Origin of the sequence: Vitreoscilla filiformis, from assembly GCF_002222655.1 — a bacterium.
GTDB classification, from domain to species: Bacteria; Pseudomonadota; Gammaproteobacteria; order Burkholderiales; family Burkholderiaceae_C; genus Ideonella; species Ideonella filiformis.
In genome coordinates this window covers 2,959,702-2,977,783 of the sequence record NZ_CP022423.1, presented here as the reverse complement: position 1 = coordinate 2,977,783, position 18,082 = coordinate 2,959,702, and the positions used below count along the sequence as shown (strand labels likewise).

The 18,082-nt window shown below is 65.8% G+C and carries 19 protein-coding genes; 9 read left to right on the top strand and 10 right to left on the bottom strand.

Annotated elements, in window-relative coordinates:
- Positions 1 to 19: 19 nt before the first annotated feature.
- Positions 20 to 1,525 (bottom strand): ferritin family protein, encoded by a 1,506-nt coding sequence (locus VITFI_RS14085; RefSeq protein WP_089417506.1) that lies wholly within the window; start codon positions 1,523 to 1,525, stop codon positions 20 to 22.
- Positions 1,526 to 1,666: 141 nt separating this feature from the next.
- Here VITFI_RS14085 and VITFI_RS14080 point away from each other — a divergent pair, with 141 nt between their 5' ends.
- Positions 1,667 to 1,933, top strand: coding sequence for a type II toxin-antitoxin system Phd/YefM family antitoxin (locus tag VITFI_RS14080; RefSeq protein WP_089417505.1), 267 nt, complete (start codon positions 1,667 to 1,669; stop codon positions 1,931 to 1,933).
- A complete protein-coding gene (locus VITFI_RS14075) occupies positions 1,933 to 2,319 on the top strand; it encodes a type II toxin-antitoxin system VapC family toxin (protein WP_089417504.1) in 387 nt (128 codons plus the stop codon). Before VITFI_RS14080 ends, VITFI_RS14075 begins: the two co-directional genes overlap by 1 nt.
- A gap of 27 nt (positions 2,320 to 2,346) precedes the next feature.
- On the opposite strand, the gene VITFI_RS14070 is transcribed toward VITFI_RS14075, so the two are convergent.
- From VITFI_RS14070 to VITFI_RS14030, 9 genes are all read right to left on the bottom strand, one after another.
- Positions 2,347 to 2,997, bottom strand: a complete 651-nt coding sequence (locus VITFI_RS14070) for a response regulator transcription factor (protein ID WP_089417503.1) — start codon at positions 2,995 to 2,997, stop codon at positions 2,347 to 2,349.
- The gene (locus tag VITFI_RS14065; RefSeq protein WP_089417502.1) at positions 2,994 to 5,945 is read right to left on the bottom strand and encodes an ATP-binding protein; all 2,952 of its coding nucleotides are present in this window, start codon (positions 5,943 to 5,945) and stop codon (positions 2,994 to 2,996) included. The genes VITFI_RS14070 and VITFI_RS14065 overlap by 4 nt, the downstream gene beginning before the upstream one ends.
- A 133-nt stretch (positions 5,946 to 6,078) precedes the next feature.
- Entirely contained in the window at positions 6,079 to 7,026 is a 948-nt protein-coding gene (locus tag VITFI_RS14060) for a hydroxymethylglutaryl-CoA lyase (RefSeq protein ID WP_232476627.1), read from the bottom strand.
- Positions 7,023 to 8,252, bottom strand: coding sequence for a dienelactone hydrolase family protein (locus tag VITFI_RS14055; RefSeq protein ID WP_089417501.1), 1,230 nt, complete (start codon positions 8,250 to 8,252; stop codon positions 7,023 to 7,025). Before VITFI_RS14055 ends, VITFI_RS14060 begins: the two co-directional genes overlap by 4 nt.
- Before the next feature lie 9 nt (positions 8,253 to 8,261).
- Positions 8,262 to 10,430 carry an acetyl/propionyl/methylcrotonyl-CoA carboxylase subunit alpha gene (locus VITFI_RS18715; RefSeq protein WP_089417500.1) on the bottom strand — a complete coding sequence of 723 codons (2,169 nt, stop codon included), beginning with the start codon at positions 10,428 to 10,430 and terminating at the stop codon, positions 8,262 to 8,264.
- Between the two features lie 13 nt (positions 10,431 to 10,443).
- Positions 10,444 to 11,262: an enoyl-CoA hydratase/isomerase family protein gene (locus tag VITFI_RS14045; RefSeq protein ID WP_089418176.1), complete on the bottom strand. Its 819-nt coding sequence runs from the start codon at positions 11,260 to 11,262 to the stop codon at positions 10,444 to 10,446.
- 10 nt (positions 11,263 to 11,272) lie between these two features.
- Entirely contained in the window at positions 11,273 to 12,895 is a 1,623-nt protein-coding gene (locus VITFI_RS14040; protein WP_089417499.1) for a carboxyl transferase domain-containing protein, read from the bottom strand.
- Positions 12,892 to 14,064, bottom strand: a complete 1,173-nt coding sequence (locus VITFI_RS14035; RefSeq protein WP_089417498.1) for an isovaleryl-CoA dehydrogenase — start codon at positions 14,062 to 14,064, stop codon at positions 12,892 to 12,894. Before VITFI_RS14035 ends, VITFI_RS14040 begins: the two co-directional genes overlap by 4 nt.
- A gap of 118 nt (positions 14,065 to 14,182) precedes the next feature.
- The gene (locus tag VITFI_RS14030) at positions 14,183 to 14,743 is read right to left on the bottom strand and encodes a Uma2 family endonuclease (RefSeq protein WP_198301496.1); all 561 of its coding nucleotides are present in this window, start codon (positions 14,741 to 14,743) and stop codon (positions 14,183 to 14,185) included.
- A gap of 72 nt (positions 14,744 to 14,815) precedes the next feature.
- Between VITFI_RS14030 and VITFI_RS14025 the strand changes: the two genes are divergently transcribed.
- The 7 genes from VITFI_RS14025 (at position 14,816) to VITFI_RS13995 (ending at position 17,950) form a co-directional block, all read left to right on the top strand.
- Complete coding sequence (locus tag VITFI_RS14025; protein ID WP_232476626.1) at positions 14,816 to 15,025, top strand: type II toxin-antitoxin system VapB family antitoxin; 210 nt, start codon at positions 14,816 to 14,818, stop codon at positions 15,023 to 15,025.
- Positions 15,022 to 15,411, top strand: coding sequence for a type II toxin-antitoxin system VapC family toxin (locus tag VITFI_RS14020; RefSeq protein ID WP_089417495.1), 390 nt, complete (start codon positions 15,022 to 15,024; stop codon positions 15,409 to 15,411). Before VITFI_RS14025 ends, VITFI_RS14020 begins: the two co-directional genes overlap by 4 nt.
- A 47-nt stretch (positions 15,412 to 15,458) precedes the next feature.
- On the top strand, positions 15,459 to 15,887 hold the full coding sequence (locus VITFI_RS14015; RefSeq protein WP_089417494.1) for a DUF4160 domain-containing protein: 429 nt from the start codon (positions 15,459 to 15,461) through the stop codon (positions 15,885 to 15,887).
- On the top strand, positions 15,884 to 16,351 hold the full coding sequence (locus tag VITFI_RS14010) for a DUF2442 domain-containing protein (protein WP_089417493.1): 468 nt from the start codon (positions 15,884 to 15,886) through the stop codon (positions 16,349 to 16,351). Before VITFI_RS14015 ends, VITFI_RS14010 begins: the two co-directional genes overlap by 4 nt.
- A gap of 213 nt (positions 16,352 to 16,564) precedes the next feature.
- Entirely contained in the window at positions 16,565 to 16,816 is a 252-nt protein-coding gene (locus VITFI_RS14005; RefSeq protein ID WP_089417492.1) for a DUF2281 domain-containing protein, read from the top strand.
- A 7-nt stretch (positions 16,817 to 16,823) separates the two neighbouring features.
- The gene (locus tag VITFI_RS14000; protein ID WP_089417491.1) at positions 16,824 to 17,201 is read left to right on the top strand and encodes a type II toxin-antitoxin system VapC family toxin; all 378 of its coding nucleotides are present in this window, start codon (positions 16,824 to 16,826) and stop codon (positions 17,199 to 17,201) included.
- A 14-nt stretch (positions 17,202 to 17,215) separates the two neighbouring features.
- Positions 17,216 to 17,950 (top strand): TetR/AcrR family transcriptional regulator, encoded by a 735-nt coding sequence (locus tag VITFI_RS13995; protein ID WP_089417490.1) that lies wholly within the window; start codon positions 17,216 to 17,218, stop codon positions 17,948 to 17,950.
- Positions 17,951 to 18,082: the final 132 nt, after the last annotated feature.

The window sequence follows — 18,082 nt, the reverse complement described above, 5'->3', positions numbered from 1 at the left end:
TTCTCCTCGGAGCGCAGCCTCAGGCGGCCTTCTTTTGCTGACGTGGGTCGCGGTAAGCGTCCACCCAGGCGTAGCCGTGGGCGTCGTCGCCGCACTCGCCGGGGGCGAGGTTCATGTACTGCAAAGCGCCCAGCAGGTTGGCCGGCTGGATGTGCCCGGCCAAGAAGCGATCCACCAGCGAGAGGTGGTCGCGGTAGCGCACCGGGTCTTGCTGGAACACCCAGCGGTCGATTTCCGAGTTGAAGTGGTAGGTGCGGCCCTGGTAGGTGAGCGGGTAGTCCTTCACGTTCCAGCCCTTGCCCGGCACGGCGCAGATCGGCAACTGGCTCATGTTGCAGACGATGGGCAGCGTTTCCGGCAGCGTCAGCTCGTTGCGACCGGCCACCAAGTTTTCGATGATGACGTCCCAGGCCTGGCCGAAGCTGTCGTTCCAGCCGGGGTACTTTTCTTCCAGCCAGTCGCGGCAATCGGGCGTGACACCGGCGGCGGGGTTCCACCACAGCGTCGGGCGCCAGAACCAGATGCCCATTTGGTAGGCGTGGTGCTGGTAGTCGAACTCGTTGATCATCTGATCCCAGTACCAGGGCAAGTCAAGCCCCAGGTCGATCAACGTGCGCTCAAACTGGCCGACGATCCACTCGCGCATGAACTCCTTGAAGCTCTGCTTGCGGTGCTCCAGCGGCGTGGCGTAGTCCATCGCCGTGCCGGTCAGCAGGCTGAACAGGCGCCAGGCGCGGGCAATCGCCACATCCACCAGCTTTTGCGCTTCTTCCTTGCGGCCATTTTTGATGAGCACTTGCAGCGCCGGCCCGCCGATTTGCGCGTGGCGTGACTCGTCGGTCTGGATGCTGGAAATCAGGCTGGCGAAGGTGAAATCCCCGGCTTCCGCCGCGTCGGCGGCCAGCCCCAGGAACTGCATGTTGGTGAAGCCGGTCTCGAAGGCGAAGGTCAGCATCACCGCAATGTCGGTGGCACTGCGCGCCAGGAACAGGTCATCGAAGGTGTGGCGCGCCGCAATCGCGCCCCATTCGTTGGTGTGATAAGCCTTGTGCGCCCAATCGAACTGGCGATCCTTGGGGCAGTAGCTGTGCGGGAAGTAGAGCTGGATCTGCGCGTGGCGGTTCTCGTCCATCATCCCGAAGGTGGCCATGTTGCGCATGCCGGGGGCGCGGCCAAAGCGCGTCATGCGGGCTTCGGCGCTCATGGCGGCGTACTCGCCCAGCGCAATGGCGCCGTAGTGCGATTTGAGGATCGACAGCCAGCCCGGATCCGAGGTTTCAAAGATGCGGCTGCGCTCCAGCGCGGCCTTCACCGAGTAGGCACCGGCGTCTTTTTCGCGCTGGATCTTCACGTACTCGGGGTACGAGGTTTTGTAAGGCTCGTCGTAGTCTTCCCACTCGGCCATCGGCACGCCTTTGGCGCCGGTCATCAGGTCGGGGAAGAGTTCGGATTCGCCGACGTAAGTCGGCGTCCAGTTGGTGCTGCGGGCGATGTCGTACCACTCGTGGCGTTCAAGCAAGGCCATGGGGCTTGTCTCCTGTTGTTGGATTCCGGGCTGGAATCTAGAGACGTGGCCGGCTTTGCGCTATTGCACTTTGGTTTAGCGGGTTTGCCCGAAGGTGCCTTGTCTGGCTAGACTTGGCTAACTTTGTGAGGAGCTGCGCCCATGCCTGCCGTCAACATGCTGGAAGCCAAAACATCGCTGTCACGCTTGGTGGAAGCCATTGAGCTGGGGCGCGAACGCGAGATCGTCATCGCCCGCAACGGTCGCCCCGTGGCCAAGCTGGTGCCGCTGGACGTCACCGCACCCGGCCCACGCCTGGGCGTGGCCAAGGGTTTGTTTGACGTGCCCGATGACATCGACGCCCACAACAACGACGTAGCGCGCTTGTTCCTGGGCGACATGAACCCAACGGGTGAAGGGGCTGCCTGATGAACCTGCTGCTCGACACCCACGTCGCCCTGTGGGCCATCACCGACAGCCCACGTCTGCCCCCGCAAGCGCGGGCGCTGATTGCTGCGCCGCGCACCACCGTTTGGGTGAGTGTGGCCAGCCTGTGGGAAATCGCCATCAAACACAGCCTGGGGCGGGGCGACATGCCGGTGTCCGGCCAAGAGGCGTTGCAGTACTTCCAGGCCTCGGGCTACCGCCTGCTGGCCATCGAGGCTGAACATGCGGTGGCGGTGGCCGGTTTGCCCCCTCACCATCAAGACCCGTTTGACCGCTTATTGGTCGCACAAGCCCTCACCGAGCCCATGCGCTTGATGACCCATGACGCCCATGTGGCGGCGTACAGCGACACGATTCTCAAGATCTGATGTGCAGCGCTGTGAGCTGCCGCAGGGTTACGCCCCTGCCCGCATCCCCAACCGCTCACACATCCCCACCAACTCCGGCAAAGACTTGGCCTGCATCTTCTCCATCACGTTGTGCCGGTGTACCTTCACCGTCACTTCGCTGATGCCCAGCCGGTCGGCGGTGAGTTTGTTGCGCAAGCCTTGCACCATCAGCGCCAGCACCTCGCGCTCACGCGGGGTCAGCGTGTCGAAACGGGCGCGCACACCGCGCAGGGCGTTTTCCTCTTGCTGCGCGGTGCGTGCTTGCGCCAGCGACAGCCCAATCGCCTCCAGCAACTCCTGATCGCGGAACGGCTTGGGTAGGAACTCCACCGCCCCGGCCCGCATGGCACGCACCGTCATCGGGATATCGCCATGCCCGGTGATGAAAACGATGGGCAGCCGCGCCCCGCGCTCGCTCAACTCGCGCTGCAACTCCAGCCCGCTCATGCCGGGCATGCGCACATCCAGCACCAGGCAGGCGGGGCCGTCCGGCGTGGCGGGGGCGGGCTGGGCCAGGTGCGCCAAAAACTCCGCCGCCGAGGCAAACGCCTGCACCCGCAGCCCGGTGGAGCGCAGCAAGCTGGTGAGGGCCTCGCGCATCGAGAGATCGTCGTCCACGATGAAGACCCGGTCGGTGGCAGAAAAGGGAGTGTTCATGCGCAAGAGCTTTCGGCGTGCAGCGGCAAGGTGACAGAAAAGGTGACGCCCGGCGCCCCCACGTTGGGCGCCACCCACAGCCGCCCGCCGTGGCTTTCCACAATCGAGCGGCTGATGGCCAGGCCCATGCCCATGCCATCGGGTTTGGTGGTTTGGAAGGCGTCGAACAAGCGTTCGCGCACGGCGGGGGCGATGCCGGGGCCGCTGTCTGCCACCTCCAGCCGCACGCAGCTCGGGCTGTGGCGCAGGGCGCGCAGATGCACTTCACGCACTTCTCGCACCTCCTGCACGGCGTCGCTGGGCGCGTCGTCGGCGCGGCCCAGCGCTTCGAGTGCGTTCATCACCAAGTTGAGCAGCACCTGCTCGATCTGAACCCGATCGGCCATCACCAGCGGCAGCGCCTCGGCCACCTCCAGATGCAGGCTGATCTGACGGGCCTGCGCTTCGCTGCGCACCAGGGCCAGCACATCGGCCAGCACCGCGCCCAGGGCCAGCGCGCTGTGCGCCACCTCGCCGCGCTGCAAAAAGCGTCGAATCCGGGTGATGACCTCGCCGGCGCGGTTGGCGTCGCGAATGATGCGCTGCACGGCGGCGCGGGCTTCGGTTTCGTCGGGCGGTGCGGCGTCCAGCCAGCGCAAGCTGGCGTGGCCATTGGTGACGATGGCCGCCAGCGGCTGGTTCACCTCATGGGCGATGGAGGCCGCCAGCTCGCCCAGCGTGCTGGCGCGGGTCACCTGCGCCAGCTCGTGGCGGGTGCGGGCCAGGGCGTGTTCGGCGCGCTTGTGTTCGGTGATGTCCTCGGCCACCACCAGCAACAGCGGTTCGGCGGGCTGGTCATCGGGGATGAGGGCCACGCTGGTGTTGGCCCACACCAACTCGCCGTTTTGGCGCTGGTAGCGGCGCTGGACGTGGTATTCACTCACCTGCCCGGCCAGCAGCCGCTCGATACGCGCCTGAGTGGCGGCGCGATCCTCCAGCGGCGTGAGGGTTTGCAAGCTACAAGCGCGCACCTCCTGCGGCCCGTAACCCACCATCTGCCGAAATGCCGGGTTGGCGGTGCGGATGCGCCCGCTGGCGTCCAGCAGTGCAATGCCGACGGGCGAGTGCTCGTAAATCGCCCACCAGCGGTATTCCGATTCCTGCAACACCCGTCGGCTGACGACAAACCGCCGCGTCAACTGCGCCAGATCCTCACTGCGCGAGGCCAGCGCTTGGCGCAGCACGTCGCGGGCGCGTTTCATGGTGGCGAGGTTGCGGGCGCGGGCGCGCAGCTCGGCGGCAGAAAAGGGTTTGGTGAGGTAGTCCTGCGCGGCTTCGGCCAGCAGGCGGGTGCGCAGCGCCTCGTCATCGCGGGCGGACAGCACCAGCGCCGGCACGTCCGCCAAACTCGGGTGGGCGCGCATCTGCTCCAGCAGTTGATCGCCGCCCAGGCGCGGCATCATCAAATCCGTCAGCACCAAATCGGGCGGCGTGGCCAGGGCTTGTTCCAACCCGCGCTGGCCATCTTCCACCGCCGTGACGCGGAACTCCCCCGCCAACGCCTGGGCAATGAAACGGCGCATGTCGGGGTTGTCTTCCACCACCAGGGCGGTGGGGCGCTCGTCGGGGGCGGCGTCGTTGGCGGGGGTGGCAATGGCGGCGGTGTCGGGCGGCGGCGCATCCAGCGTCAGCTCGGCCAGGGTGCCGGCCAGGGCGGGGCTGCGCGTCGCGTCAGGCGCGGCATCCCGCACCGATTCGGCAGCCACTTCCAGCGGCAACACCACCTGAAACAACGCCCCGCCGCCCGGCGCCTCACTCACGCTGATGCTGCCGTGGTGCAGCGCGGTGAACTCCTTGGCGATGGCCAAGCCCAGCCCGGTGCCGCCGTGGCTGCGTGTGGTGCCGTGCTGCAACTGGCGGAAGCGCTCGAACACCGCCAGGCGCTGTTCGGGCGGCACGCCGGGGCCGGAATCCTGCACCGTCAGCAGCGCCTGCCCGCCTTCCAATCGACGCAGCGCACACAGCACCCGCCCGCCCGGCGGCGTGAACTTGAAAGCGTTGGACAGCAGGTTGAGGAGGATGCGCTCGAACTTGTCGGCGTCGATCTGCGCTGGCAGCGTGCCCGGTGCCGACACCGTGTAACGCACCGCCCGCTGCGGCGCCACGGCGTGGAACTGCTCGGCGGTGTCGCGCACCAGCGCCGCCAAGTCCAGGCGCTGCGGCTGAAGATCCACCTGGCCGACTTTGCGTGCATCCAACCGCGCTAAGTCCAGCAAATCGTTCACATGCTTGAGCAAGGTGGCGGCGTTGCGCTGCACCACTTGGAGCTGATGGCGCTGGGCGTCGCTCAAGTGGTGGCTGGTGGCGAGTAAATCTTCGGTCGGCCCGAGGATGAGCGCCAGCGGCGTGCGCAACTCGTGGCTGACGTTGGCGAACAAGTCACTTTTGAGCTGATCGAGCTGGCGCACCCGATCCAGCAAGGCTTGCAACTCGGCGTTTTTGCGTGCGATCTCCGCTTCGGCCTGCTTTTTGGCGGTGATGTTGCGCCCTTCGGCCAGCAAGAAGGCCACACGCCCCTGATCATCGCGCACGGGGGAGAGCGAGAAATCCACCACGATGGTTTCATCGCCGGCCGCTTGGCCGTAGATCTCCATGTCGCAGCGGATGAACTCCCCGGCGGCGGCACGCTGCACCAGTTCGCGCTGCCACTGCACGGTGTCCTGCGACACCTGGAACCAACGCGCTTCCCAAAACGGTTGACCCTGGATGTCTTCGAGTGCAATGCCGGCACCTTCCAGCGCCGAGCGGTTGATTTCCAGCGTGCGGCCTTGCGCGTCCAGCAGGCCGACGAACTGGTACATCGCATCCAGCACGATGCGGGCGAGTTTTTCGCGGCGGGTTTGGGGCGCGTCGGAAACCGTCAGGGTGACGGAGCCAACCCGACACATTTCGGGCGGGGGGTTGCGCATGCTCACAGGTCAAAAATCTCGACATTGTGGTGAGCGTGCTGGCCGTTTTCCCTCCTGATTTACCTCGAATTGGGGAAATATTTGCTGGTGTGAGAATGTTCTATCGAGATTCTGTTGGGCTTCCCCCGTCTGCTCAACCGCAAGTGCTGCCCGCCTGCTTGGCCATCATCGCCCGCGCCACCCGCGAGCCATTCGCCTGACCCAACACGCCCCGGATGTAGGCGCCGGCCTGAATGAGCGCCGGCAAGTCCACACCCGTGTGAATGCCCAGCCCATGCAGCAGGTACACCACATCTTCGGTGGCGACGTTGCCGGTGGCGCCCTTGGCGTAGGGGCAGCCGCCCAGGCCGCTCACGCTGGTGTCAAAGGTGTGGATGCCGACTTCCAAACTGGCGTAGACGTTGGCCACGGCCATGCCGTAGGTGTCGTGGAAATGCCCGCTCACTTCGGCCAGCGGGTAGTGCGCCAGCGCAGCTTCCAGCGCCGCTTGCACGGCACGCGGGGTGCCCACGCCAATGGTGTCGGCCACACCAACGTGCTGCACACCGATGCTTTTCATCAGCGCCGCCACGCGGCCCACCTCGCTGGGCGCCACCTCACCTTGGTAGGGGCAACCCACCGCGCAGGAAATGGCGCCGCGCACACGGATGCCCGCTGCCTGCGCCGCCTGCACCACCGGCACGAAGCGCTCAATCGATTCCTCGATGCTGCAATTGATGTTCTTGCGGCTGAAAGCTTCGCTGGCAGCGGCGAACACCACCACCTCATCGGGCCGACCGGGCAGCGCGGCTTCCAACCCCTTCAAGTTGGGCGTGAGCACCGAGTAGCGCACGCCGGGCTGGCGCTGGATGCCGGCCAGCACCTGAGCGGCGTCGGCTATTTGCGGCACCCACTTCGGGCTGACGAAACTGGTGGCTTCGATCTCCTTCAGCCCAGCGGCTTGCAGGCGGTGAATCAGCTCGATCTTGGCCTCGGTGGGCACGGGCTGGGCTTCGTTTTGCAGGCCGTCGCGTGGGCCGACATCCACCAGGGTGACACGGTCGGGGCAAGCGGCGGGGCGCACAGTCATGGCAGCGGTCATCGAGAGATCTCCTGAGCGGGGGGCGGATGCCAGACCACCTGATCATCCACCGCATAGAGTTGGCAAGGCCGTCCGGGCGCGGCGCGGGTGTTGCACGCTTGGAGTGCGTCGGTCATCGCTTGGGCCGCATTGGCACGCCAGCCCCACGCCCCGGACATCGACAGCGCAAACGCCTTCGGCGGCGATGCAGCCAGAAAAGCACTGTAGCCCGCCCGCATCGTGGGGCCGGGGCGGGGCAGGGCGTCCACGTCGCGCACATTGGCAAAGCCGCTGGCCGGCGGGACGGGCTGGGCGTGCGGGATCAAGGCGAGGTCAAAGCGCTTGTCAAACGGCAAATCGAGGCTGCGCACAAAACGCTCGACCTCCGGCAGCCAAATCGACACGCCCTGCGGGTGACCCAGCAAAGCGTGGGCGTCGGGTTTGAACGTGCCAAAGGCCACCAACTGCGCGGTGCCACCAGCCTGGGTGTAACGCTGCACCATGTCGCGCCAGAGGGCGGGGGGCCAGAGGGCGTCGTTCTCGCCATAAAAGAACAGGGTGGGCAGGGCGGTGTCTTGGCCATAGCGACCAAAAGCGCTGGCCAAGGTGTTGGCCCAATCCGGGCACGCCTCGTTGCGCAGGCCGCCCGCAAAGCTGACCAACCCCCGCACGCCGGGTAGTTTTAACGTGCCTGCCGCCAGCGTCGCCAATCCGCCGTGAGACTGGCCCCAAATCAGCACCCGTTGCGCATCGAGTTCTGGGCGCAGGGCGAAAGTCTGCAAGGTGAGCTGGATGTCCTCAGCCTGCGCCAAGCCGTTGCGGTACACATCGCAGCCTGTGCCGGCATAACGTCCACCCGAGTCGGCAAACCCTTGGCGCATCGGGATCACCACCGCCCAGCCGCGTTGCAGCAGCTCTCGACTGGCGATCAAATAACGGGCACGGGGTTGGCGGGCGATGTCGCCCTTGTCCTTGCCGTGGTTGAGGATGACCCACGGAAACGGCCCCGCTCCCGGTGGACGAAAGTAGGTCACTTGCAGCGCCACGCCCGGTGCGTTCGGCTTGGGCACGCGGATGATTTCTTCACGCAACGCCACCAACAAGGGCGGTTCGGTGGCCGATGCTGGTGCCGGGGGCGTGGGGTCGGCAGCGGCGGGCGTTCCACTGCCGAAGGCCAGTGTGAGCAGCAGCGCCCACACCCCAGGGCCAGAAAGGCGATGCACGGGCCAAAAGCGTCGGGCGGTCATGCGCAAGCGTCACTCCAAAGTCAGCAATTCGGCGCCCTCGCTGACTTGTTGGCCCACACCAAAACGCAACTCGGCCACCGTACCAGCGCGTGGGGCGCTCAGGGTGTGCTCCATTTTCATGGCTTCCATCACCGCCACGGGCTGGCCGGCTGCCACCGTGTCGCCTTCGGCCACCAAGTAGGCCAGCACCTTGCCCGGCATGGGGGCGGTGAGGCCACCTGCGTGGGCGCCATCGCCAGCGTGAGCTAGGGCGTCAAACTCGCGCAGCTCGGCCAGGCCGGCTTCGGCGAACACCGTCACCTTGTCACCCGCACGATGCACGCTGACGGTGTGGCGCTGCCCGGCCAACGTCAGGGCGAAGCGTTCGGCGCCCAGGTCTTCGGCTTGGAAGGGCAGGTGGCGGCCATCGGGGAGGTGGAGGTGCAGGCGCGGTTTCCCCCTCTCCCCAGCCCTCTCCCACGAGGGGAGAGGGGGCAAAACCGGGGCGCTTGGGATGCCTGGGGTGCCTGGCGCAACCCCCTGCGCGCCACTCAAAGCCCCTCTCCCCTCGTGGGAGAGGGGTTGGGGAGAGGGGGCCGCCGCTGCCCCACGCTCCAAATAAACCTGCCAGCGCACATCGCCCTGCACCAAGTCGAACCGCCGCCGCGCCACACCGTGCAAGCGCCAGCCATCGCGGCGCGTCCACGGATCGGCGGCTTGTTGGCGCGCTTCCGTCGCCAGCGTGTGGGCGATCAACCCCGCCGCCGCCAGCTCCGCCGACACCCCCGGCGCCTCAAACAACGCCGCCCGTTCCCGCTCGATCAGCGCCGTATCCAAATCCGCCCCGGCAAACGAGCGCGAGGCCACCACCCGGCGCAAAAACGCCACGTTGGTGTTCAGCCCAACGATGTGCGTCTCGCGCAGCGCTGCCGCCAGCCGGGCCAGCGCCTGTTCGCGGTCTTCGCCCCAGACGATGAGCTTGGCCACCATCGAGTCGTAATGCGGGCTGATGGCGTCGCCTTCCACCACGCCGGCGTCCACGCGCACCGCAGCGGGCGGCAGGTGGGCGAGTTGCTCGGCGTTGCGCACAAAGCGCACATGCGCCGGCCAGCGCAGCACGCTCAGGGTGCCGGTGGCGGGCAGAAAACCCGCGTCCGGGTTCTCGGCGCAGATGCGGGCTTCGATGGCGTGGCCGGTGAGGCGCACGGCATCTTGCGTCACTGGCAGCGCTTCGCCTGAGGCCACGCGCAATTGCCACGCCACCAGATCGAACCCGGTGATGGCCTCGGTGACGGGGTGCTCCACCTGAAGCCGGGTGTTCATCTCCATGAAATAGAAGCGCAAGGCTTCGCCTTCCGGCTGCTCGGCGATGAACTCCACCGTGCCGGCGCCGACGTAGCCCACGGCCCGCGCTGCCGCCACCGCAGCCGCACCCATTTCGGCGCGCAACTCGGCGCTCAGGCCGGGCGCGGGCGCTTCTTCCAGCACTTTTTGGTGGCGACGCTGCACCGAGCAATCGCGCTCACCCAGGTGGATGCAGTTCCCCCGCCCATCGGCAAACACCTGAATTTCGATGTGGCGCGGCCGGGTGACGTAGCGCTCCACCAGCACATGCGCCGAACCGAAACTCGCCTGCGCCTCGCGCTGACAGGAGGCGAGCGCGGCGAGGAAGTCCTCCGCCCGATCCACTCGCCGCATCCCGCGCCCACCGCCGCCCGCGCTGGCCTTGATGAGCACCGGGAAGCCGATGCGCTGTGCCTCGCCCAGTAAAAACGCGGGGTCGTTGTTCTCGCCGTGGTAACCCGGCACCAGCGGCACGCCGGCTTGGCTCATCAGCGCCTTGGCGGCGGCTTTGCTGCCCATGGCGGCAATGGCGCCGGGCGGCGGGCCGATGAACACGAGGCCGGCCTCGGCGCAAGCGCGGGCGAAGGCTTCGTTCTCGCTCAAAAAACCGTAGCCGGGGTGAATCGCTTCGGCGCCGGTGGCTTGCGCGGCGGCCAGGATGCGCTCCCAGCGCAAATAGCTGTCTTGCGCGGACAGGCCACCCAGCGGCACCGCTTCGTCGCAGGCCACAACGTGCTGGGCGTGCGCGTCCGCATCGGAATACACGGCGACGGTGGACACGCCCAAACGGCGGGCGGTGGCGGCCACGCGGCAGGCGATCTCGCCCCGGTTGGCGATCAGAATTTTCTTGAACATGCGCGGCCTCGCGTCAGGTGGGGGAGCTGGGGGCAGCGCGCCAGGCGGGTTCGCGCTTGTCCAGAAAGGCTTGCACGCCTTCGCGGCCCTCGGGGCTGCAACGGATGTCGGCGATCAAGCGCGCCGTTTCGGCACGCAGCGCAGCGGCTTGCGGGCCGACCAGCGGTTGCGCCGCCAGGTCGCGCACCAGCCGCTTGTTCGCCCGCACGGACACCGGCCCGTTGGCCAGCAGCGCGGCCAGCAGGGCTTGCACTTGCGCATCCAGCGCCTCCGGTGGGCAAACTTCATGCACCAGCCCGAGCCGCTGGGCTTCGGCGGCGTTGAAGCGCTCGGCGGTGGTGAAGTAACGCTGCGCGGCACGCTCGCCGATGGCCTGCACCACATACGGCCCGATGGTGGCGGGCAGCAAACCGAGTTTGGCTTCGCTGAGGCAAAAGTGCGCCGTGTCGGCGGCGACGACGATGTCGCACAACGCCACCAGCCCGACGCCACCGGCAAACGCATCGCCCTGCACCCGCCCGATCACCGGCACCGGGCAGGAGCGGATGGCCCAGAGCATGTCCGCCAAGGCCATCGCATCGGTTTGGTTTTCGGCCCAGGAATAGTCGGCCATGGCGCGCATCCAGTTCAGATCGGCGCCGGCGCAAAACGCCTTGCCGTGCGCGGCCAGCACCACGGCGCGCAATCCCGAATCGGCGGAAAGTGCGCCAAAGCAGCGCGCCAACTCGGCGATCACCTCGCTGTTGAAAGCGTTGCGCAGCGCCGGGCGGTTCAACCACACCTCGGCGACATGGGGCGAGGGGCGGCGGATGTCCAGAAGATTCGAACTCATCACACGGCCCTCACATGCGGAACACGCCAAAGCGCGTTTCCGGAATCGGCGCATTCAGCGCAGCGGAGAGGCCCAAAGCGAGCACGCGGCGCGTGTGGCGCGGGTCGATCACGCCATCGTCCCAGAGTCGGGCGCTGGCGTAGTAGGGGTGGCCTTGGTCTTCGTACTGCTGGCGAATCGGCGCCTTGAAGGCTTCTTCTTCCTCGGCGCTCCATTGGCCGCCCTTGGCCTCGATGCCATCGCGCCGCACCGTGGCCAGCACGCTGGCGGCTTGTTCCCCGCCCATCACGCTGATGCGGGCGTTGGGCCACATCCACAGCATCCGGGGCGAGTAAGCGCGCCCGCACATGCCGTAATTCCCCGCACCAAAACTGCCACCGATGATGACGGTGAACTTCGGCACCTGGGCGCAAGCCACGGCGGTCACCATCTTGGCGCCGGCACGGGCGATGCCCTCGTTTTCGTACTTCTGCCCAACCATGAAACCGGTGATGTTCTGCAAGAACACCAGCGGAATCTTGCGCTGGCAGCACAGCTCGATGAAGTGCGCGCCCTTGTTGGCGCTCTCCGCAAACAAGATGCCGTTGTTGGCGACGATGCCCACCGGCATCCCCTCAATGTGCGCAAAGCCGCACACCAGCGTGGTGCCGTAACGCGCCTTGAACTCGTCGAACTCACTGCCATCGACGATGCGCCCGATGATCTCGCGCACATCGAACGGCTTTTTCGTGTCCGTGGGCAGGATGGCCAGCAGCTCGGCCTCGTCCAGCTTGGGCGGCTGCGGGGTGCGCTTGGCAAGTTGCTCGGGCTTGATCCAGTTGAGCTGGCGCACCGCTTGGCGGGCCAGGGCCAGGGCGTGCAGATCGTTTTCCGCCAGATGGTCGGCCACACCGGAGAGGCGGGTGTGAACGTCACCACCACCCAAATCCTCGGCGCTCACCACTTCGCCCGTGGCGGCTTTCACCAGCGGCGGGCCGCCCAAAAAGATGGTGCCCTGGTTCTTGACGATGATGGTTTCATCGCTCATCGCCGGCACGTAGGCGCCGCCGGCGGTGCAACTGCCCATCACCACCGCCACCTGCGGAATACCCGCCGCGCTCATGTTGGCTTGGTTGAAGAAGATGCGGCCGAAGTGGTCACGATCCGGGAACACCTCGTCCTGGTTCGGCAGGTTGGCGCCGCCCGAGTCCACCAGATAGATGCAAGGCAGGCGGTTCTGCTCGGCGATCTCCTGGGCGCGCAGGTGTTTTTTCACCGTGAGCGGGTAGTAGGTGCCGCCTTTGACCGTCGCGTCGTTGCAGACGATGACACATTCCACGCCATTCACCCGCCCGATGCCGGCGATCACGCCCGCGCAAGGCGCCGCGTCACTGCCGTCCTTTTCTTTGTAAACGCCCATCGCAGCCAGCGGGGCGATTTCCAGAAACGGCGTGTCCGGGTCGAGCAGCATTTCCACGCGCTCGCGGGGCAGCAGCTTGCCGCGCCCCAGATGTTTGGCACGCGCCGCCTCACCGCCGCCTTGGGCGATTTTGGCGAGGCGCTGGTTCAGGTCATCCACCAGCGCCTGCATGGCCTGGGCGCTGGCCTGGGCGGCGGGGCTGTGGGGGTTGAAGCGGCTGGTCAGCGTGCTCATGCCGTCTCCGAAAACAGTTCGCGGCCAATCAACATGCGGCGAATCTCACTCGTGCCCGCGCCGATTTCATACAGCTTGGCATCGCGCCACAGCCGGCCCGTGGGGTACTCGTTGGTGTAGCCCACGCCGCCCAGGGTTTGAATGGCCTCGCCGGCCATCCACGTCGCCTTCTCGGCGGTGTAGAGGATGACGCCGGCAGCATCCTTGCGCAGCGTGCGGGCGTGGTCGCCCCGGTCGCAGGCTTGGGCCACGGCGTAGGCGTAGGCGCGGCAGGCTTGGAAGGTGGAATACATGTCCGCCAACTTGCCCTGCATGAGCTGGAACTCACCGATGCTCTGGCCGAACTGCTTGCGCTCGTGGACGTAAGGCACCACCACATCCATGCACGCCGCCATGATGCCCAGCGGCCCGCCGGAGAGCACCACGCGCTCGTAATCCAGCCCGCTCATCAGCACCTTGACGCCGTTGCCCACGCCGCCCAGCACGTTGTCTTCGGGCACCTCGCAGTTGTCAAAGAACAGCGGGTAGGTGTTGGAGCCGCGCATCCCGAGCTTGTCCAGGTGCTGGCCGTGGCTGAAACCGGCAAAACCTTTTTCGATGATGAAAGCCGTCATGCCCTTGGCGCCGAGTTCAGGCGAGGTTTTGGCATAGACCACCAGCGTGTCGGCATCGCCGCCGTTGGTGATCCACATCTTCGAGCCGTTCAGCACGTAACGGTCGCCCTTCTTTTCGGCGCGCAGGGTCATGCTCACCACGTCCGAACCGGCGCCGGGTTCGCTCATGGCCAAAGCGCCGATGTGCTCACCGCTGATGAGTTTGGGCAGATAACGCTGGCGCTGGGCATCGGTGCCGTTGCGGCGGATTTGGTTGACGCACAAATTGGAATGCGCGCCGTACGACAGCCCCACCGACGCGCTGGCGCGGCTGATTTCCTCCATCGCCACCATGTGGGCGACGTAACCCATGTTCGTGCCGCCCAATTCTTCCGGCACCGTCAGGCCATGCACGCCCATCTCACCCAGCTTGCGCCAGAGGTCGGCGGGGAAGAGGTTGTCGCGGTCGATCTGCGCGGCACGCGGGGCGATCTCGGCCTGAGCGAAGGTGCGGACGGCATCGCGCAGCGCGGCGATGTCCTCGCCCAAGGGGAAAGTGAAGGTGGATTCGAACATCGGGCGGGTCTCCGTTGGGAAAATTTGAGTAAACCTCAATTCTCATCAGATTAGCAAGCCACAAAAGCCGAATCAAGCCTTGTTTATTGAACTTTGCTCAGTGATTTCCCTTCAACCCTCAATCCACCTCGGCCCAAAGCTGCTCAGGCGGGAGGCTCACGTCCACGCTGGCCAGCGTCACGCCCTGCGGCGGCTCAAAAGGGTGCAGCACCCACAGGCCGTCGGCGCCCTTGCGGTACACATCGCAGCAGCGGCGGGCCAAGTCCACCAGCGCGTATTCCTTCAGGCTGGGCAACTGGCGGTAGTGGGCGAACTTGCCCCCTTGGTCAAACGTGGCGGTGCTGGGGGAGAGCACTTCCACCAGCAGCAGCGGCTCACGTTTGGTGTGAGGGCTGGCGCGGTCGGCCTCGCTGCATGTCACCAGCACATCGGGGTAGAAGTAGCAGGCGCTGGCATCCACCTGGAGCTTCATGTCGGCCATGTAGGTACGGCAGGGGGAGCCGGCCAGGTGTTGGCGCAGGGCCATATAAAGGTTGCCGCAGACGGTGATGTGCCGGTCTTCAGCGCCGGCCATCGCATAGGGTTCACCGTTGATGTACTCGTGGCGTTCGGTTTGGGTGGCTTCCCAGGCGAGGTATTCGTCGGGGGTCATATAGACATTGGAGGCGGGTAGTCCCATGCGGTGCTCCTAGCGGTGCGGCTTGTTTTGATGCTGATATTTGCCCATGATTCCATCACTTTTGATGCAAGGATGTCCATGCGAACCACCGTGACGATTGAAGATGCCCTGTATGAACGCGCCCTGGAAATGGCCGACCCGGGCATGGACAAGGCGGATTTGTTCCGCGAGGCCATCAAAACCTTTGTGCGGGTGCAGGCTGCCAAACGGCTGGCTGCGCTGGGGGGCACACAGCCGAACATGGCGGAAGTACCACGCCAGCGCCAGGAGCCGGTGGCGTGACGGGGGTGCTCATCGACACCTCGGTGTGGGTGGCGCACTTTCGTCAGTGCAATGCCGAGCTGGTGCGCCTGCTGGCGCTGGATGGCGCGCTGATGCACCCGCTGGTGCAAGCCGAGCTGGCCTGTGGCACCCCACCTGAACCGCGTGCGCGCACGCTGGCTGATTTGGGGCTGCTGCCCCCGGTGCGCCAAGCCAGCCTGACCGAAGTCCTGGCTTTTGTGGAGCGCGAGCGGCTCTACGGCCTGGGTTGTGGTGTGGTGGAGTTGGTGCTGCTGGCCTCGACGCTGCTGACGCCGGGGGCCGTTTTATGGACGCTGGACAAGCGCTTGGCTGCGTTGGCCGGGCGGTTTGGCGTGAGCTACGCGCCGGGAGACGGGTGGCACTGAAGCCGAAGCCCCCTTACAATCAATAAACCCAACGGCTTGGTTTATCCATGAAAGTGTGCAGCCACAAGGGTGTGCAGGTGGCGGTGCTGACCCGCAATGAACACTGCCCGCCCCACGTTCACGCCGGCACACCCGCATGGGATGCCCGGTTTGAGTTCAGCTTCTGGCACAACGGCGTGCGTTTGTGGGATGTGTCACCCGCACAAAACGAGCCGAATGCCGCCGTGCTGGAAGCCTTACGCCAAGTGCTCAAACAGTCCCAGGTGTTGCACCGAGCCCGAACGCTGTGGTGGCGCAGCCGTGGCACGCTGTGCCTGGAGCGCCAACACTGGGACGCGGTGGCCGAGGAAGCGGTTAGCCCTCAATTGCGCCGCTTTGGCACGGTGCCCATTCAATCCGCGCGTTTTGATCCACTGGCCAACAAAACCGTGCTGCACCTGACAGGGCAGCCCTACCCGCTGGAGATTGAACTGTGAACACGCCTACCCCCAAGCCCCTGAAGGCGCAAGACCGGTTTGATGAACCGATCACCCCCACCGTTTTGGCCAAGGCCACCGAGCGTGCTCGCCAGCGCAAAAGCCCTGGCCTGCACGCCACCACGCTGCACCACCTGCCCGCGTTTGCGTCTTTGCTCATCGGGTTTGCCGACCAAAGCGCCGTGGCGCTGCCGGTGAAAAACTACCCGGAGTTGGCGGCTCTGTCTGCCACCGAGCTGGCCCAACTGACGCTGGGGTTTGGTGGCAGCGCCCTGTGCCTAGACGAGCGCGATTTGCACATCAGCATCGCCGGCCTGGTGCAAGCCAGTCAGCCGCTGATGGCCTTGGCCTCCACTGTGGTGGCGGCGCGCAATGGCAGCCGCAGCAGCCATGCCAAAGTGCAGGCCGCCCGCGCCAATGGCCTCAAAGGCGGACGCCCGCGCAAGCTGGCGGTGGTGGGTTGAGGTGAGGGGACAACACGCCAGCGATGACATGGCCCCAGGTCACCCGCGTTCCTGTTGTGTCACTTAGTCGATTCAGCAGAGGCGCCAGCCTGCAACGCCACATAACCGCGTTCGATGTTCTGCTGAAGAATTGAGTTCAACTGAATTGCCGGTGGGACACCCTTCTGTATCCTTGTCAGGTGAGCCAACCGGCTCAGTTTGAGGAGCCGCGTCATGTCAACCACCGTGGAAAAACTCTGGGCTGCAACCCAGGCGCTACCTGAGCCTTTGTTGGCCGAGGTGCTGGATTTCGCTGAGTTTGTGCGGCTCAAGCACCAGAAACAGCAAGCAGCCCAGCCGCATGCGTCCCTGACGTGTCAGCCGGCGGTGTCGTTGGCGGATTTGCAGGGGGGGTTGGAGGCTTCAGCGACTTTTGCCGGGGATGCCGTCGCACTGCAACGCCAGTTGCGTGATGAGTGGCAATGAGCGGGCGATGATCGGCGTCAAATACCTGCTGGACACCAACTTTGTGCTGGGTCTGCTCAAGTCCGCGCCCGACATCGTAGAGATGGCGACGCTGCGCAACATGCAAGCCCATGAGTGCGCCTACAGCGCGGTGACACGCATGGAACTGCTGGGCTTTGCGGGCATCATGGCCAATGAGGACGCTGTGATCCGTTTCAGGTTGGCGCACTTCGTCTATTTGCCGATCACCCGGGAAATTGAAGACCAGGCCATTGCCTTGCGCCGCCAGCGCCGCATCAAGCTGCCGGACGCGCTCATTGCTGCCACCGCCCTGCACAACGGGTTGGAGTTGCTGACGTTCGATGCGGGGTTGTTGTCGGTGATGAGAGGTTGGCATGCATATTGAGTGAAACTCAACCCATGCAAGCACCCGAACCCTCTAGCCCGTCGGCAGCGACGCTGAGCACCCGCCGCAGCGCCGCCAGCGCCCGCAGCGAGCAGCGCATTCAAGGCATCCTCAAAGTGGCCCGCGAGGTCTTCGCCGAAAAGGGCTACGAGCGCGCCACCACCGGCGAGATGGCGCAGCGCCTGGGCATCAGCGAAGCCACGGTGTTCACCTACTTCCGGGGCAAGCGTGAGCTGTGCGTGCGCGTCATCAACGATTGGTACGACGAAATCATCGCCGTGGTGGAGCAGGGCATGCCGCGTGAGGCGCCCATCCGTGAGCAGTTGCGCTTTTTCATCGCCACGCATTTGCGCTTGTTTTTGCAGCAGGGCACGGGCTTGTGTGCGCTGGTGCTTTCCGAAGGTCGCGCCAAGGGCCAGGATTTGGGCGAGAGTTTTTTGCCGCTGCAACGCCGCTACACCGCGCCGCTGATGGACGTGCTGGCGCGTGGCCAAGCCAGCGGTGAAATCCGCGCCGATGTGCCGCTGCGCTTGCTGCGCGCCCTCATCCTCGGGCCGATGGAGCATTTGTTGTGGGAGGCCGTGGGGCTGCAACACCAGATCGACATCGAGCAACGCGCCGCCGACATGGTGGCCTTGCTCTGGGCCGCCGTGGCGGTGCCCGATGCGGAGTTGCTGGCGTTGCGTCGCCTGCGCGGGCAGGTGGCTGAGGCGTTGGCGAATGTTTCACCCCCGCACAAACCCGAATAGAGCAGAACGTCCTCACTTGCGGACACTCCAACCGGCCTAAAAACCGCTCGCAGGGCTTGGCGTTTCACCCGATGCCAGGCCGCTCCAGCCCCGTCACCCTCGGAGGCTGAAAGCCGGCGCCCTGCCCCAACC

Bases quoted from the DNA above. Each gene is read 5' to 3' on its own strand.
- VITFI_RS14085 (WP_089417506.1), bottom strand. From the start codon at position 1,525: ATGGCCTTGCTTGAACGCCACGAGTGGTACGACATCGCCCGCAGCACC.
- VITFI_RS14080 (WP_089417505.1), top strand. From the start codon at position 1,667: ATGCCTGCCGTCAACATGCTGGAAGCCAAAACATCGCTGTCACGCTTG.
- VITFI_RS14075 (WP_089417504.1), top strand. From the start codon at position 1,933: ATGAACCTGCTGCTCGACACCCACGTCGCCCTGTGGGCCATCACCGAC.
- VITFI_RS14070 (WP_089417503.1), bottom strand. From the start codon at position 2,997: ATGAACACTCCCTTTTCTGCCACCGACCGGGTCTTCATCGTGGACGAC.
- VITFI_RS14065 (WP_089417502.1), bottom strand. From the start codon at position 5,945: ATGCGCAACCCCCCGCCCGAAATGTGTCGGGTTGGCTCCGTCACCCTG.
- VITFI_RS14060 (WP_232476627.1), bottom strand. From the start codon at position 7,026: ATGACCGCTGCCATGACTGTGCGCCCCGCCGCTTGCCCCGACCGTGTC.
- VITFI_RS14055 (WP_089417501.1), bottom strand. From the start codon at position 8,252: ATGACCGCCCGACGCTTTTGGCCCGTGCATCGCCTTTCTGGCCCTGGG.
- VITFI_RS18715 (WP_089417500.1), bottom strand. From the start codon at position 10,430: ATGTTCAAGAAAATTCTGATCGCCAACCGGGGCGAGATCGCCTGCCGC.
- VITFI_RS14045 (WP_089418176.1), bottom strand. From the start codon at position 11,262: ATGAGTTCGAATCTTCTGGACATCCGCCGCCCCTCGCCCCATGTCGCC.
- VITFI_RS14040 (WP_089417499.1), bottom strand. From the start codon at position 12,895: ATGAGCACGCTGACCAGCCGCTTCAACCCCCACAGCCCCGCCGCCCAG.
- VITFI_RS14035 (WP_089417498.1), bottom strand. From the start codon at position 14,064: ATGTTCGAATCCACCTTCACTTTCCCCTTGGGCGAGGACATCGCCGCG.
- VITFI_RS14030 (WP_198301496.1), bottom strand. From the start codon at position 14,743: ATGGGACTACCCGCCTCCAATGTCTATATGACCCCCGACGAATACCTC.
- VITFI_RS14025 (WP_232476626.1), top strand. From the start codon at position 14,816: ATGTCCATGCGAACCACCGTGACGATTGAAGATGCCCTGTATGAACGC.
- VITFI_RS14015 (WP_089417494.1), top strand. From the start codon at position 15,459: ATGAAAGTGTGCAGCCACAAGGGTGTGCAGGTGGCGGTGCTGACCCGC.
- VITFI_RS14005 (WP_089417492.1), top strand. From the start codon at position 16,565: ATGTCAACCACCGTGGAAAAACTCTGGGCTGCAACCCAGGCGCTACCT.
- VITFI_RS14000 (WP_089417491.1), top strand. From the start codon at position 16,824: ATGATCGGCGTCAAATACCTGCTGGACACCAACTTTGTGCTGGGTCTG.
- VITFI_RS13995 (WP_089417490.1), top strand. From the start codon at position 17,216: ATGCAAGCACCCGAACCCTCTAGCCCGTCGGCAGCGACGCTGAGCACC.